Annotated in this window: 14 protein-coding genes; 6 read left to right on the top strand and 8 right to left on the bottom strand. The window is 69.8% G+C overall.

Going from position 1 to position 15,600, the window contains the following annotated elements; genetic code table 11:
- Positions 1 to 69: 69 nt before the first annotated feature.
- Genes AB0333_RS09115 through AB0333_RS09105 form a run of 3 tightly spaced genes read right to left on the bottom strand, consistent with a single transcriptional unit; the run spans position 70 to position 3,508 of the window.
- Positions 70 to 1,287 (bottom strand): MFS transporter, encoded by a 1,218-nt coding sequence (locus AB0333_RS09115; RefSeq protein WP_366218378.1) that lies wholly within the window; start codon positions 1,285 to 1,287, stop codon positions 70 to 72.
- Between the two features lie 23 nt (positions 1,288 to 1,310).
- Positions 1,311 to 2,141 (bottom strand): oxygenase MpaB family protein, encoded by an 831-nt coding sequence (locus AB0333_RS09110; RefSeq protein ID WP_366218377.1) that lies wholly within the window; start codon positions 2,139 to 2,141, stop codon positions 1,311 to 1,313.
- Positions 2,138 to 3,508, bottom strand: coding sequence for a hypothetical protein (locus tag AB0333_RS09105; RefSeq protein WP_366218376.1), 1,371 nt, complete (start codon positions 3,506 to 3,508; stop codon positions 2,138 to 2,140). The genes AB0333_RS09110 and AB0333_RS09105 overlap by 4 nt, the downstream gene beginning before the upstream one ends.
- Before the next feature lie 194 nt (positions 3,509 to 3,702).
- Between AB0333_RS09105 and AB0333_RS09100 the strand changes: the two genes are divergently transcribed.
- The 6 genes from AB0333_RS09100 (at position 3,703) to AB0333_RS09075 (ending at position 9,334) form a co-directional block, all read left to right on the top strand.
- Complete coding sequence (locus AB0333_RS09100; RefSeq protein WP_366218375.1) at positions 3,703 to 4,095, top strand: three-helix bundle dimerization domain-containing protein; 393 nt, start codon at positions 3,703 to 3,705, stop codon at positions 4,093 to 4,095.
- Positions 4,096 to 4,123: 28 nt separating this feature from the next.
- On the top strand, positions 4,124 to 4,903 hold the full coding sequence (locus AB0333_RS09095) for a three-helix bundle dimerization domain-containing protein (protein WP_366218374.1): 780 nt from the start codon (positions 4,124 to 4,126) through the stop codon (positions 4,901 to 4,903).
- Between the two features lie 102 nt (positions 4,904 to 5,005).
- Positions 5,006 to 5,932 carry a cation diffusion facilitator family transporter gene (locus AB0333_RS09090; protein WP_366218373.1) on the top strand — a complete coding sequence of 309 codons (927 nt, stop codon included), beginning with the start codon at positions 5,006 to 5,008 and terminating at the stop codon, positions 5,930 to 5,932.
- A 78-nt stretch (positions 5,933 to 6,010) separates the two neighbouring features.
- Positions 6,011 to 6,364 (top strand): metal-sensitive transcriptional regulator, encoded by a 354-nt coding sequence (locus AB0333_RS09085; protein WP_366218372.1) that lies wholly within the window; start codon positions 6,011 to 6,013, stop codon positions 6,362 to 6,364.
- Between the two features lie 53 nt (positions 6,365 to 6,417).
- On the top strand, positions 6,418 to 6,657 hold the full coding sequence (locus AB0333_RS09080) for a heavy-metal-associated domain-containing protein (protein ID WP_366218371.1): 240 nt from the start codon (positions 6,418 to 6,420) through the stop codon (positions 6,655 to 6,657).
- 181 nt (positions 6,658 to 6,838) lie between these two features.
- The gene (locus tag AB0333_RS09075; protein ID WP_366218370.1) at positions 6,839 to 9,334 is read left to right on the top strand and encodes a heavy metal translocating P-type ATPase; all 2,496 of its coding nucleotides are present in this window, start codon (positions 6,839 to 6,841) and stop codon (positions 9,332 to 9,334) included.
- 81 nt (positions 9,335 to 9,415) lie between these two features.
- Here AB0333_RS09075 and AB0333_RS09070 read toward each other — a convergent pair whose 3' ends face one another.
- The 5 genes from AB0333_RS09070 to hpaD form a co-directional block, all read right to left on the bottom strand.
- Complete coding sequence (locus AB0333_RS09070; protein ID WP_366218369.1) at positions 9,416 to 10,798, bottom strand: MFS transporter; 1,383 nt, start codon at positions 10,796 to 10,798, stop codon at positions 9,416 to 9,418.
- 105 nt (positions 10,799 to 10,903) lie between these two features.
- Positions 10,904 to 12,799: an FAD-dependent monooxygenase gene (locus tag AB0333_RS09065; protein WP_115932335.1), complete on the bottom strand. Its 1,896-nt coding sequence runs from the start codon at positions 12,797 to 12,799 to the stop codon at positions 10,904 to 10,906.
- A gap of 29 nt (positions 12,800 to 12,828) precedes the next feature.
- Entirely contained in the window at positions 12,829 to 13,641 is an 813-nt protein-coding gene (locus AB0333_RS09060; RefSeq protein WP_366218368.1) for an HpcH/HpaI aldolase/citrate lyase family protein, read from the bottom strand.
- The gene (locus AB0333_RS09055) at positions 13,626 to 14,411 is read right to left on the bottom strand and encodes a fumarylacetoacetate hydrolase family protein (RefSeq protein ID WP_115932337.1); all 786 of its coding nucleotides are present in this window, start codon (positions 14,409 to 14,411) and stop codon (positions 13,626 to 13,628) included. The genes AB0333_RS09060 and AB0333_RS09055 overlap by 16 nt, the downstream gene beginning before the upstream one ends.
- Before the next feature lie 19 nt (positions 14,412 to 14,430).
- Positions 14,431 to 15,597, bottom strand: a complete 1,167-nt coding sequence (gene hpaD, locus AB0333_RS09050) for a 3,4-dihydroxyphenylacetate 2,3-dioxygenase (RefSeq protein ID WP_366218367.1) — start codon at positions 15,595 to 15,597, stop codon at positions 14,431 to 14,433.
- Between the last annotated feature and the right edge of the window lie 3 nt (positions 15,598 to 15,600).

Raw genomic sequence — 15,600 nt, 5'->3', positions numbered from 1 at the left:
CCACGATAACGACCATGACCCGCAGAGCAGGCTGCGCAACGCGGGTCCACGCCTCGTCAGCCCGCCAACTCAGCCCGCGATCGTCCGGTCCCGGCCCGCCAGCCAGCCGAAGGCCGCGGCGCCCAGTCCGGAGGCGGCGAACAGCCAGGCCGCCGGCCCGAAGGAGCCCGTGGTCGCGAAGATCTGGCCGGTGATGAACGTCCCGGCCGAGCCCAGGCCGTAGCCCAGGCCCTGCATCATGCCGGAGACCCGGATCGCCATATGGGGTGTGGTGCTGCGCAGCGTGATCATGGTCAGGGCCAACGCGGTCAGCGCCCCCTGACCCACGCCGAGGATGCCGGTCCACCACCAGATCCCGGACAGCGGGCCGTGGATGGCCAGGATGAATCCGCCGCCCGTGAGCACGGCGGCGGCCACATTGAGCCACGACTGCGAGCGCAACCGCGTCGCCCAGACCGGGCCCAGGAGGGAGCCGGCCATCTGCAGGACGATGGAGAAGGCCACGATGCCCCCGGCCGGGCCGCCGTCGATCCCGCGTTCGCGCAGGATCGGCGCGAGCCAGGCGAAGCAGGTGAAGGAGGTCATGGCCTGGCAGACCATCAGGGCGGTGATGTGCCACGCGACCGGCGAGGTCAGCGGGCTGCGCCCCGTGGTCGAGGTGGAGACCCGGGCGGAGGAGCGGTGCCGCAGGAGCACGGGGATGAGCAGCGCCGCGGCCACCGCCACGGGCACAGCCCAGATACCCAGGGCCAGGTTCCAGTCCCCCACCGCCTGGTAGACGGGGAAGGTCAGGCCGGCGCCGAAAGCCGCGGAGCCACAGATCGCGGTGGTGTACAGCCCGCTCATCAACCCCTGATGTTCGGCGAAGTCCTGTTTGACGATGCTGGGCAGCACCACGTTGGCCAGGGCGATCGCCGCCCCGGAGACCACGGTGCCGGCGAGCAGGGTGAGCAGGGCGCCGCCGTCGGGCACGGGGACCGAGCGCAGCACCAGGCCGAGCGTCAGCAGCACCAGGGCACCGGCCAGGACCTGCCACGTGCCGAAGCGGCGGGCCAGGACCGGTGCGAGCGGTGCGAAGACGCCGAGCAGGGTGGCCGGAACGGTCGTCAGCAGGGTGGCGCCCCACGCCGGCAGGCCGGTGGCGGCGACGATCTCCGGGAGGATGGCCGAGAAGCTCGAGAACAGGGTCCGCAGGTTGAGGGACACGAAGACCACGCAGAGCGCCAAGTAGATCCACGAGACCGCCGAGGGACGGCTCGACGGCCCGGACGCCGGTGAAGTGGTCATCCCAGCATTGTGCCAGCGTCGGGTCAGACCAGGGTGCGCACCACCAGCCGCGCGGGCAGTTGACGCAGGCGCAGGGGCAGCCGCGGGTACACCGCCCTGACCATGCCCCACAGGGCGCCTTCACGCCGGGAATCGGCACCGTCCCAGTCGAGGCCGAGCTGCTGACGGATCCGCACCGGCAGCATGCCGGCCGAGACGAACCGCACCAACGGCATCAGCCGCCGGAGCCACCACGGCGCCGCCTCGGCGGCGAACAGATCCCGGCAGATCACCCGCGCGTCATCCGTCACCTCCAGGCTCCCGACGGCGGCGTCCCAGTACCGCGCGAACGCCGCCCGGTCCTCGGGCCAGAGATCAGCGGGCATGCCCAGCAGGGTCCCCAGGACGGCGTAGTCGCGATAGACGGCCTCGGCCACGGCGTCCGCCGCGACCGGGTCGGCCGGGCCGGCAGTGTCTCCACTGCTTTCCGCGTCCACGGCCGGCCATTCGCCCCAGATCCGCCGCCGCGCCTGTTCGGCCGCCCAGTAGAGGGTGGCCGTGACCCAGAGCTGGGCCTGCGGATCGGCGGCGGAGTAGGCGCGCCCCGCGGCATCCGTGCCCTGGACCGGCCCGTGCGCGGCCCCCACCCAGCCCGCGACCCGCTCGCGGGCGGCGCCCGCCTCCGGGAGCACGGCGGCGTAGACGAACTGCAGGGTGTGGCGCAGACGCTTGAGCGGATCGGCGGCGAAGTCGGAGTGCCGTGCCACCCCGGCGCCGACGGACGGATGGGAGACCTGCAGCAGGATCGCCGCCCCGGCGCCGGCCAGCACCACGGCCTCCCGCGCCAGGTCCTCCGTGCTGGCCGGTGCGGTCACCGCGGGCCTCCGGGCCCGCCTGGGCCCACCGTCCACCCGCGGTAGGCGGGCCGCCCGCCTGTCTGCCGGGCCGGCGTCGTGAAAGGTGTGGTGGAGACCGGGACGGCAGCGGTGGCGGACCGCTCCGGCACGGAGGGCGCAGCCTCGTCAGCCTCCTGACCCGCCTCCACAGCATCCACAGCCTCCTGGACGGCCGCGTCCCGGTCCCGGTCACCCATGCCTGCCTCGGTGAGCACGGCGTCGAGGTTGCGGATGAACACCACGAGCCAGGCATAGATCACTCCCCCCATGGCCAGTTCGAAGCCGGTCAGGTTGTAGTAGCGCAGCGGGAACCACAGCAGGGTGGAGATGATGCCCAGGCCGAGCATGAGATACGTGCCCACATAGACGGCGGGCGGGAAGCCGGGGAGCCAGATCTGGATGCTGGCCAGCAGCACGATGAACACCACGCCGAGGATGCGGATGAACGTGGAGTGGACGGGGTCGGAGAAGTTGATCGGGACCACCCCGGCGCCCATCATGCACAGCCCGATGATGAACAGGGACCAGCGCAGCACACCGATCCTGGCCTTGCGGATGCCCAACCGGGCCCGGGCGCGCGCCCACGTGAACAGGTCCTGGGTGATGAAGGAGGACAGGGTGGTCAGCACCAGCCCGGAGACCGTGAGGGTGGTGTTGAACGTCCAGAAGGACAGGATGCCGGCCTGCCCGGTGCCGAGCTCGGAGAAGAAGGCGTGCCACCAGAACGGGTTCTCCGCCAGGAGCATCGAGACGATCATGCCGGAGGCCATGAACAGCGCCAGCAGGGTGGACAGGGACCGGGTGGAGATCCGCGCCGAGGAGTTGAAACCGAGGTAGCCCGCCACGGTGCCGGTGAGCGTCAGCATGACGGTGGACGCGATGCCGTCCACGGTCAGACCGGTGAAGGCCTCCTGGAACAGGCGGAACAAGGCCAGGCAGGCCATCACCGCGATCGCCGCGTGGACCACCACGAGCCCCACGGCGTCCGCCACCATCCAGCCCCAGTGCCGCTGCGCCATCCACTGGTGGGTGGTACGGGTGGAGCGCGCCAGTCCCACCAGGCAGGCGAGTCCGGCGGCCACGGCGGTCAGGATCGCCGCCGCGGTCCCCACCGACCAGTCGCCGGACAGGGGCGCGCGGCGCCCGAAGAACACCAGCAGCCCGACGGCGGCTCCCGCGGCCCCGGCGGCGATGGCCACCCAGATCGCCAGGGACTCTCGGGCCACCGGGCTGGTGAGCCGGCGGACCGACAGGAGCCTTTCGAGCGGGCGGGGATGGCCCTCCGGGACCCTGGTCATCGACGGCCGACCGGTGGCGGTTGCTGGGGTTGCGCTGAAGTCCGTCACGGTGTCGATGGTGGCACGCGCTGCTCACCCGGGCCCAATGCCCGCCGCCTCATGGACGGACTCATGGAACGACCATCTACCGTTTTGATGCCGACTGGACTATGCTGATTCATACTCCGTTTACCTTTTGTTCACTTAGCGAAGGAGGCGGACCCGCCGACGAGGGGTTGGCGGGACCACAGAAGGAGGTGCCCATGACCACCCATGTCATGACCGAGAACCCGGCCACCGAGGCCGAGACCCACACTGCCCGGACGGCCGGCCGCCACGCGATGGCCCCCGCCGCCAGCAACGGCATGAACGGCGCATTGCCCACCGGGGCCAATCAGATCGTCCACGCCCGCGTGCTGTCCCGTGGTGTCACCGACCTGCAGGAGACGTTCGCCCAGGTTCTGGACGGCGGCCTCATCCGCCGCACGGTCCACGCCGCCTATCGCGAGCTGAACCGCACGGCACGGCTGAAGACCTACCTGCCCACCCTCGCCCTGAACCAGGCCGAGACCCGCCTGCGCGAGATCGCCGCCCACACCGCAGCGGCCGGCACTGCCGACGCCGAGGCGCTCGGCGGGATGACAGCCGCCGCCTGACCCCCCCCACTCCCACCCAGGAGCAGCCATGACCACGCACCAGAACCCCATGGGCACGGCTCCGGAGGACCGTGAACTCGATGCCCCCGGCGCCATCCCCGCCTTGGACCGCCACGTCCTGGAACGGACGGCGGCCCACCTGCACGAGCGCTACGCCCAGGTCGCTGATCGCGTCACGGTCGACCGGATCCTGGAGGAGTCCTACCGGGAGATGGACCGCCGCGCCACCGTGAAGGCCTTCCTGCCCCTGCTGGCCGGCAACTTCGCGGACAGCCAGCTGCGCTCCCTCGGGATCGCCCAGGGCATCATCGAATCGCCCCTGCCCCGCGTGCTGTTCATTGACGACGCCAATGCCGGACGGTCCCAGATGGCCGCCTCATTGATGCTCAGGCACTCGGAGGGGCGGGTGACGGCCCGCTCCGCCGGCCTGGCGCCGGTGGGCCACCTCTACGAGGACGCCGTGGCCGTCATGGCCGAGATCGGCATCCCCTTGGACCAGGCCTATCCGAAGCCGCTGTCCGGGGACGTCCACGCCGCCGCCCAGCACGTCATCACCCTGTCCTGCGGGGACCAGGTGGAGCAGCTGCCTGGCAAGGACTACCGCGAGTGGGACATCCCCACCTTCGTGGGACGGTCCCTCGAGGACATCCGGGCCATGCGGGACGACCTCGAGGCGCGGGTGCTGGGCCTGATGCGTGAAGTCGGCACCGAGACCGCCGCCAGGGTTGGGACCGGGCCGGAAGCTGGGGCCGGCACTGGAACGGGGACCGATCGTCGCGACCATCCACCCCTGCAGATGAGCGCCTGACCTCCCCGCCCCAGACTCGTGGGCACGCCGCACCACACGCTGGCTCAGGCTCCTCACCGGCCGGTGGCGCGGTCCGCGGACCCGGCGGCCTATCATCACGGCATGACTGACTCGACGCACGGACCCGGCCACCAGCACGGGGCCGGAGCCTCGCGGAGCCGACTCGCGATCGCCTTCGGCATCACCGCCAGCATCCTCGTCGCCGAGGTTATCGGCGCCTGGCTGACCGGGAGCCTGGCCCTGCTCGTGGACGCCGGCCACATGCTCACCGACGCCGGCGGGCTCCTGGTCGCGCTCATCGCGGCCAACCTGATGCTGCGCCCGCCCACGGATCGCCGGACCTGGGGACTCCTCCGCACCGAGGTGCTGGCCGCCGGCGCCCAGGCCACGGTGTTGCTCGCCGTCGGGGTCTATGCGCTCATCGAGGGCCTGCGGCGCCTGGCCGAACCGGCTGACGTGGACGCCGACGGGCTGCTGGTCTTCGGGATCATCGGCCTGGCCGGCAACCTGGTGGCCCTGGCCGTCCTGGCCGGAGGACGAGACGGGTCGCTGAACCTGCGGGCCGCCTTCCTGGAGGTCGTCAATGACGCCCTCGGCTCGGTCGCCGTCATCGTCAGCGCCGTGGTCGTCGCGACCACCGGCTGGACCCGCGCGGACGCCGTGGCCGGGATGGTCATCGCCGCGCTCATCCTCCCGCGCGCGTTCGTGATCCTCCGGGAGGCGGGCAGCGTACTGCTGGAGTCCGTTCCGCGGGAACTGGACCTCACCGAGATCCGGACGCACCTGCTCGGACAGCCCCACGTGCTCGAGGTCCATGACCTGCACGTGTCCCGGATCGACACCGGGACACCCGTGCTCACGGCCCACGTGGTGGTGGAGCACGGCTGCTTCGCGGACGGCCACAGCATGGAGATCCTGAGGTCACTGCAGGAGTGCGTGGCCGAGCACTTCGCGCTGCCCCTGGACCACAGCACCTTCCAGCTGGAGCCGCCCGGCCACCGGAACCAGGAAGGGCACCTGCACTCCTGACCCACGTCGGGTCCACCGGTGGAACATACCCCCAGGGGGTAGTTGACTCGATACCCCAGAGGGGTATACCGTGGCGTCATGAGCACAGACATCACGGACCCTCAGGGCGCCACCGGCCTGGACGCCGCAGAAGGGGCGCACCACGGGTACAGCCCGAGCAAAGACGCCTACCTGAAGCGGCTGCGCCGCATCGAGGGGCAGGTTCGCGGCATCTCCAAGATGGTGGATGAGGACAAGTACTGCATCGACATCCTGACCCAGGTCGCCGCCGCCACGAAGGCCCTGCACGCCGTCAGCCTGGGCCTGCTCGAGGACCACATGGGCCACTGCGTGGCCGATGCCGCCCGCGAATCCCGGGACACCGGCAATGACCAGGCCGTGCAGGCCAAGGTCGCCGAGGCCACCGCCGCCATCGCCCGGCTCATGCGCTGACCAGCTCACTGCCCGCCGCACGACACGACATCACCACCCCACGGAGGAGCACCATGACCACCACCACCGACATCAAGATCAACGGCATGACCTGCAACCACTGCGTCGCGAGCGTCACCGAGGAACTCCAGGAACTGCCCGGCGTCACGGGCGTCGACATCACCCTCGTGGCCGGAGGAACCTCCCTTGCCACCGTCGCCACCGAGGGACGCGCCCCGGCCCCCGAGGACCTGAAGGCCGCCGTCGAAGAGGCCGGTTACGCCGTGGCCACCCCCGGGCTCGACCTGGCCTGAACCAGCAGAGGCACCGCCCGGGCGACCCCCGGACGCACATCAGACGGCCACCGGACTGACACCCGCCGAGAACCGCTCGGCCGGGCCGCAGAGACACCTGCCCATGGCCAGCGGCAAGCAGCCAGCCAGCCATGATCCGTAGCGGCTGGCAGCGACAACGAGACGGACAGGAACGAATTCCATGAGCGACGCTGTGAAGAGCGCAACCGCCGAGGACAGCAACACGCGCCGGGTGGATCTGGAGATCACCGGCATGACGTGTGCTTCGTGCGTCGGACGAGTGGAGCGCAAGCTCGGCAAACTCGAGGGCGTCACCGCCACGGTCAACCTGCCCCTGGAGGCCGCGGCCGTCATGGTCCCGCCCTCCGTCACTGATGAGGAGATCATCGCCGCCGTGGACCGGGCCGGTTACTCCGCCTCGATCCGCCGGGCGCCACAGGAGCACAACGCCACCGCCGCCGTCACGGGGCCCGGTCACCCTGTGCCCGGCGACGGCGGCGAACCGAGCGACGGCGACCATGGCGACCACCACGATCACGCCGTACATGCCGGAGCCGAGGACCACCTGAACCACGGCCCCTCGGGCGACGTGATCAAGCCCCGGCTCATCGGTGCCGCCGTCCTCACCCTTCCGCTCTTCCTGATCTCCATGTTCCCGGCCCTGCAGTTCCCCCACTGGGGCTGGGTGGCCCTCGTCCTGGCCACTCCGGTGACCTTCTGGGCTGCCTGGCCGTTCCACACCGCCGCCTTCAAGGCCGCCCGCCACGGTTCCTCCACCATGGACACCCTCGTCTCGATCGGCGTGCTCGCCGCCTGGGGCTTCTCCACGGCCGAGCTGGTGCTGGACCCGGCCATGACCGCCCACGCGGGTGCCGCCATGGGCGGCGGAGGCATGGCCTCCATGGCCGATCACCAGCTGTACTTCGAGACCGCCGGCGTGGTCACCACGTTCCTCCTGATCGGCCGCTGGCTGGAGGCGCGCGCCAAGAAACGGGCCGGCCATGCCCTGAAATCGCTGCTGGATCTCGGCGCCAAGACCGCCACCGTGCTGCGCGACGGCGTGGAGGTCACCGTTCCGGCCGCCCAGCTGGTGCCCGGCGACGAGTTCGTGGTCCGTCCGGGCGAGAAGGTCGCCACGGACGGCTACGTGGTCTCCGGCCACTCCGCCGTGGACACCTCGCTGATCACCGGCGAGTCGGTCCCCGAGGAGGTCGGCCCGGAGGACACCGTCACCGGCGCCACCGTCAACACCTCCGGGCGGCTCCTGGTCCGTGCCACCCGGACCGGCTCGGACACCACGCTGGCCCAGATGGGCCGGCTCGTCTCCGACGCCCAGACGGGCAAGGCCCCGATCGCGCGGCTGGCGGACCGCATCTCCGCGGTCTTCGTGCCGATCGTGCTCGTGATCGCCATGGTCACCTTCGCCCTCTGGCTCATCCTCTCGGGCGACCTGCAAGCCGCCTTCCGCGCCGCCGTCGCCGTCCTGGTCATCGCCTGCCCGTGCGCGCTGGGTCTCGCCACTCCCGTCGGCCTGCTGGCCGGCACCGGCCGCGCCTCCCAGCTGGGCATCCTCATCCGTGGACCGGAGGTCCTTGAGGACACCCGCACCGTGGACACGATCGTGCTGGACAAGACCGGCACCGTGACGGCCGGGGACCTCGCCGTCACCTCCATCACGCCCCTCAACGGCCACGACGCCGACCAGGTCCTGCGCCTGGCCGGGGCCGTCGAGTCGCACTCCGAGCACCCGATCGCCGCCGCGATCACCACGGCGGCCCGTGCAGCCGCTGCCTCCTCCGGCACCGTTCTCCCCGACGTGGACCGCTTCACCTCGGCCGCCGGCGGCGGCGTGCACGGCACCGTCGTGACTCCACGCAACCACCGCAACGACTCGGGAGTTGCCGTGGCGATAGCGCATCAATCACCACAGCAACTCACGACTCACGGCCAGCGTGAGCCCGTCACCGCTGATGCGCATGCCGTCGCCGCGGGGCGCTCCAGCTACATCGCCACCCAGGTGGACTCCGGTGCCCTGACCACCGCCGAGGAGCAGCAGCTGGCCGACGCCGAGGCCGCCGGTGCCACCGCGATCTGGGTGTCCGTGGACGGCCGGATCGCCGGGATCATCTCGCTGCAGGACACCCTCAAGGACTCATCGGCTCCGGCGATCGCCGAGTTCAAGCGGCTCGGACTGCGCCCCATCCTGCTGACCGGAGACAATGCCGAGGTCGCCGCCCAGGTGGCGGCCGCCGTCGGGATCTCCGCGCAGGACGTGTTCGCCGGGGTACGCCCTGAGGACAAGGTGGCCAAGGTGATCGAGCTGCAGGAGGCCGGCCGCGTGGTGGCCATGGTGGGTGACGGCGTGAACGACGCCCCCGCCCTGGCCCAGGCCGACCTCGGAATCGCCATGGGGTCCGGCACCGACGTGGCCCGCGAGGCCGCCGACATCACGGTGATGGGCTCGTCGCTGGGCCAGGTGGTCCAATCCGTGCAGCTCAGCCGCAAGACGCTGGGCATCATCAAGTCGAACCTGTTCTGGGCCTTCGCCTACAACACACTCGGCATCCCGGTGGCCGCCCTCGGCCTCCTGAACCCGATGCTCGCCGGTGCGGCGATGGCCGCCAGCTCCGTCCTGGTGGTGGCGAACTCCCTGCGGTTGACGCGGTTCGGGCGCTGACTGCGATAATCGGACGCTGACCGGCCATCGGTCGCCGGCCAGTCGCCGATCGGACGGCGACCAGACGGCGACCGGGTGAGCTTAATGCGAGGACATCTCGCGGGCCGCCGGCACCGGGCGCTGGTCGAACACCGTGCTTCCGACCTCCTGCTCGGCCTGGTTGTGGATGGACAGATCGATCCCGGAGCGGTCCCGGACCAGGGACACGGCGATCAGCGCCACCACACACATCCCGATGAGGTAGACGGCGATGGCCCCGGAGGATCCGGTGGCGTCCAGGAGGGCCTGGGCGATCATGGGCGCGAACGCCCCACCCAGGATGGCGCCGATCGCATAGGAGATGGACACCCCGGAGAACCGGATGGAGGCGGGGAACAGCTCCGAGTAGAGGGCGGCCTGGGGTCCATAGGTCAGCCCGGTGCCGATGCAGATGATCCCCAGGCCCAGGTACAGGTTGGCCAGGCTGCCGGTATCGATGAGTAGGAACAGGGGCCAGACCGCCAGGATCAGCCAGACATAGCCGAACTGATACGTCCGCTTCCGCCCGATGTAGTCCGAGAGGATCCCGGCCCCAAGGGTGGAGAGCAACCACACCGAGGCGGCGAACGTCATGGCGATCAGCACGTCGGTGTTGTCCAAACCGATGTCGTCCGAGGTGGCGTAGGAGGGGATGAAGCCGCCCGTGGACATGTAGCCCACCGAGTTGTTGCCAACGAAGATCAGCGAGGCCAGGAGCACCAAGTGCCAGTACTTGCGGAACAGTTCCACGATCGGGACACTCGTCTGCTCCTTCTTCTCCGCCATCTCCTTGAACACCGGGGACTCGTCCACGGCCATCCGGACGAAGTAGCCGACGCCGATCAGCACCACGGAGGCGATGAAGGGAACCCGCCAGCCCCACTCGATGAACTGGTCCCCGGGGGAAATCACGCCGGTCATCAGCGCGGTCACCCCGGTGGCCAGCAACAGGCCCAGAGGCACCCCCAGCTGGGGCATGGAGCCAGCCAGTCCGCGGCGCTTCGCCGGGGCGTGCTCCACGGCCATCAGCGCCGCTCCACCCCACTCACCACCGGCGGAGACGCCCTGCAGCACGCGCAGCAGGATCAGCATGATCGGGGCGATGACCCCGGCCGACGCGTAGGTGGGCAACAGGCCGATCAGGGTGGTGGCCCCGCCCATCATGATGAGCGTGACCACCAGGATGACGCGGCGGCCCAGCTTGTCCCCATAGTGCCCCGCCAGGAACGCCCCGAGCGGGCGGAACAGGAAGGAGATGCCCACGGAGGCGAAGGACAGCAGCAGGCCGATCGACTCCCCCGCCGGCTCGAAGAACAGCTGGGAGAAGACCAGGCCGGCCATGGTGGCGTAGATGAAGAAGTCATACCACTCCACGGTGGTGCCGACCAGGGTGGCGGCAGCGACGCGGCGTTGGTTGGCCCGGTCGGAGTGTCGGGTTTCAGTCATGGGTACCTCGTTGGGGTGATGCTGTGAAAGTTGGTGTGGCCAGCGGACGCCGGCAGCCATCAGCGTGCTCCGGTAGCCACTGGTAGATACCGGATCACGCCGGGATCACGGGGTGAAGATCGGCTCGAAGAAGTCCGTCAGCTCGTCCGTGGCGGTCAGCGGGAGCACGGCGGAGACGTACTGGTCCGGACGGACCACCACGATCGCGCCGTCGCGGCTCAGGCCGCGCGCCTCGAAGATGTCGTCCTCCGGGTCCACACCCCAGACCTTGTTCAGGTTGGAGACCTGGAACCGGCCGACCTGCGGGCGGAAGATCGAGGGCGCCTTCATCAGCTCCACCTCCTCGTGGGGCTGCTGGTAGATCACCTGGACGTCGAACAGCGCATCCAGGTCCCGGCCCGCGGGGGTGAAGCGCCGGACCGGGGAGGTCTCGGAGTCCAGCCACTCGGCCCAGGTCCGCAGCGCCGAGTCTGAAGCGGAGGACACGGCGGCGTCGGCGAAGGCGTAGATCCGCCAGCGTCCGTCCGCCGTGTGCTGGTGGCCCAGGTGGTGTGGAGTCGTGTCGGAGACGCGCTTGGCCGGGTGGGCCTTGAAGCGCTTGCCGAGGGGGAATCCGCTGGCCAGCGCCTGGTGGGACGCCTCGGCCACGAGCAGCCCGGCCGGGTACTCGGTCATGAAGCCCGCCGGGAACTCCGCGGTCTTCTGGTAGTAGTCCTCCAGTGCGGTGGCGCTCTCCAGCTCCTCCGGCTTGGCGGCCATCATCGAGGACCACTCACGGTCGAAGTCGATGAGCTTCTGGGCCACCGGCTGCCGCTCGGCCGAGTAGGTGGACAGCAGCGATTCCGGGCTGAGCCCGGTCAGCACGTGGCCCAGCTTCCAGCCGAGGTTGAACGCGTCCTGGATGGAGACGTTCATGCCCTGTCCGGCCTTCGCCGAGTGCGTATGACAGGCGTCGCCGGCGATGAACACGTGGGGGTGGCGCTGACCGACGTCCTCGGCCAGGACGTCGTCGAACCGGTCCGTCACCCGGTGACCCACCTCGTAGACGCTCCACCACGCCACATCCTTCACGTCCACCGTGTAGGGCGAGACGATCTGGTTGGCCTGGGCGATGATCGACTCGATCGGGGTCTTGCGCACGGCGCCCGCATCGTTCTGATCCACCTCACCGAGGTCCACGTACATCCGGAACAGGAAGCCGCCCTCGCGAGGGATATGCAGGATCGAGCCATGCTCGGACTGAATGGCGCACTTGGTGCGGATATCCGGGAAGTCGGACTCGGCGATGACGTCCATGACGCCCCAGGCGTGGTAGGACACGGCTCCGACGTGCTGGGCGCCGATGTCCCGGCGGACCTTCGAGTGCGCGCCGTCCCCGCCGATGACGTACTTGGTGCGGATGGTCCGGGTCTCGCCCGGCCTCACGCCGCCGTCGGGCGTCTCACCGGTGCGCTTCAGCGTGACGGTCACCGGGTACTCGCCCTCGCCCACCTCGAGGGACACGAACTCCCAGCCCCAGTAGGGCTCGGTGCGGGACGGTGCATGGCGGGCGAACCGGGCGAAGTAGTCCAGCACCCGGGCCTGGTTGACGATCAGGTGCGGGAACTCACTGACCCCGGCCGGGTCATCCACGGCCCGTGCGGTCCGGATGATGTGGCCGCTCTCCTGGGGGTCCGGCTTCCAGAAGTTCATCTCGGTCAGGTGGTATGCCTCCGCGACGATCTCCTCGGCGAACCCGAAGGCCTGGAACGTCTCGACACTCCGGGCCTGGATGCCGTCGGCCTGGCCGATCCCCAGCCGCTCCGGACGGCGGTCGACGAGGCAGGTCATGACCTCGGGGAAGCTGGCCAACTGGGCGGTGGCGGTCATGCCGGCCGGTCCGGCGCCGACCACGAGGACGTCCATGGCCTCGGGCAGCTCGGCGGAACGGTCCACGCCCACGCCGGCGGCGGGCTGGACTCGCGGGTCCCCGGACACGTACCCGTTGTGGTGAAACAGCATGTGGTCTCCTCTACAGGTGTTCTAGCGTTCTATTCGGTGGTGCCGGTGCCACACCAGGTGTCGGCGAGGGCCTCGGTGGCGCGGGCCAGGAGGGCGACGTCGGCCCCCACGTTGACGAAATCGGCGCCGGCCGCCAGGTAGTCCCGGGCCTGATCCGGGGCGAAGGCGTTGACGCCGACGAACGTGCCAGCGTCCCGGGCCTGCCCGATCACGGTCTTCACCGCGGCGACGACGTCCGGGTGGTTCTGCTGCCCGAGCAGGCCCATGGAGGCGGCCAGGTCGGAGGGGCCGATGAAGATCCCGTCCACGCCGTCCACTCCCGCGATCTGTCCGGCGGCGGCGACGGCGGCCGCGGACTCGATCTGGACGATCAGGGTGACCAGGTCCCCGGCACGGGCCAGGTAGTCCGGGATCCGGTTCCAGCGCGCCGACCGCGCCAGGGCCGAACCGACCCCGCGCATGCCCCGCGGCGGGTAGTGCATCGCTCGGACGGCCCGCTCGGCGTCCTCGGCGCTGTCCACCATCGGGATGACCAGGGACTGTGCACCCAGGTCCAGGTACTGCTTGACCAGCACCGGGTCCAGGGCGGGCACCCGGACCACGGGGACCACGGAGTATCCGGCCATGGCCCGAAGTTGGGACTGGATGGTCTCCAACCCCAGAGGCGCGTGCTCGCCGTCGATCAGGAGGAAGTCCAGGCCGGCAGAGGCGCAGATCTCGGTGACGGAGGGGTCGGCCGAGTTGACGAACATCCCGGCCGGCGCCCGGCCGTCCCGGTCGGCGCGAGCCTGCGCACTGAATAGGTCCTTGAAGCTGGGCTGTGGATCTAGGCGAATTGGCATGTCACGGTCCCCAGGTTCCCGTAGTCGGCGTAGACGGTGTCCCCGGCATAGACCCACATGGGCCGGGTGAAGGAGCCGGCCAGGATGATCTCCCCGGCCTCCAGCACGTCCCCGTGCCCGGAGATCCGGTTCGCCAGCCAGTGCACCCCGTTGCCCGGGTGGTTGAGCACCCCGGCGGCCACGCCCGTCTCGATGATCTCCTGGTTCCGGGACAGCATCCCTGCGACCCAGCGCAGGTCCACGGCGTCGGGTGCCACCGGGCGGCCACCGAACACCATGGCACCCATCGCGGCGTTGTCACTGATGGTGTCGGTGATCGTGCGCCCTTCCATCTCGATCCGGGAGTCCAGCACCTCCAGCGCCGGCACCACATACTCGGTGGCGCGCAGGACGTCGAACAGCGTCACGCCCGGGCCCGCCAGGGTGTCCTTCAGCACGAAGGCCAGCTCCATCTCGACCCGCGGATGCGTGTAACGGGACCACTCGTAGACGTGACCGGACTCCATGACCATGTCGTCGAAGATCACCCCGTAGTCCGGTTCATCGATCCCGGTGGCGTCCTGCATGGCTTTGGATGTCAGGCCGATCTTGTGACCGGCCTTCTTCCGGCCGGCGTCGATCTGCCGCTGGGACCAGATCCGCTGGACCGCGTAGGAGTCCTCGATCCCCATGTCCGGGTACCGCGCCGTGAGCAGGGGAACCGGCTTCCGGTCCTGTCCTGCCTGGTGCAGCTCGTCGGCGATAGCGACGTGCGTTGAGTGGTCAAGCATGTCCGTGTGTCCCCTGCCTCTACAGCTGGTGTCCGAGTTTGAAGCCCTTGGCGGCTTCACCCTGGTAGGTGCCGTCCTGGTCACCTTCACGGGTGTAGGAGAAGCCGTCGGCACCAATGGTCACGTCCATCTCGGACTTCTCCTCGCGGGCCTTGACCTCTTGCGGCGTGCCGTCCAGGTCCAGCACCAGCGAGGCCTCGGTGTACCAGGAGGGGACCACGGGGTTTCCCCAGAAGTCACGGCGCTGGTTGTCATGCACGTCCCAGGTGACGACGGGGTTGTCCGGATCGCCGGTGTAGTAGTCCTGGGTGTAGATCTCGATCCGGTGGCCGTCCGGGTCCAGGATGTACAGGTAGAACGCATTGGAGACCCCGTGCCGGCCGGGACCGCGCTCGATCCGGTCCGAGATGCGCAGGGCGCCCATCTTGTCGCAGATCGCCAGGATGTTGTGCTTCTCGTGGGTCGCAAAGGCGACGTGGTGCATGCGCGGACCGTCGCCGCCGGTCATGGCCGTGTCATGGACGGTCGGCTTGCGCCGCATCCAGGCGGCGTACACCGTGCCCTCGTCGTCCTGGATGTCCTCGGTGACGCGGAAGCCCAGGTCCTGCATGAACTTCGTGGCCCGTGGCACGTCCGGGGTGACCTGGTTGAAGTGGTCCAGGCGGACCAGCGCCCCCGGGGTGTACAGGTCGTAGCGCCAGGCCAGACGCTCGACGTGCTCCACCTCGTGGAAGAACTCGTAGGGGAAGCCCAGCGGGTCCTCCACGCGCACGGAGTCGCCGATGCCCCGGGTGAATCCGTCCTGGCGGCGTTCCACCCGGCAGCCGAGCTCCTCGTAGAAGGCCACGGCCTTGTCCAGGTCCTCTGGGCTGCGCACACGGTAGGAGAAGACGGCGACTGCGGCCACCGGTCCCTTGCGCAGGACCAGGTTGTGGTGGATGAACTCCTCCAGCGACCGCAGGTAGATCGTGTCCTCGTCCTCGTCGGTCACAGTCAGACCGAGCACGTCCACGTAGAACTCGCGGGAGCGCTGCAGGTCCGTGACCACGAGCTCCATGTAGGCGCAGCGCAGGATGTCCGGGGCCGGGGCCTGCGGGGTCGGGACGGGGTTGTCGGAGACGATGGGGGCTTCCTGGGAGACATAGAAGCCGGAGGACGTCATCGTCCGGTCATCGAGGTGGGTCATGAT

Origin of the sequence: Citricoccus sp. NPDC079358 (assembly GCF_040702545.1) — a bacterium.
Classification (GTDB): Bacteria; Actinomycetota; Actinomycetes; order Actinomycetales; family Micrococcaceae; genus Citricoccus.
The sequence above is the reverse complement of the archived record's forward strand: the minus strand, read 5'-3'. Positions and strand labels throughout refer to the sequence as shown.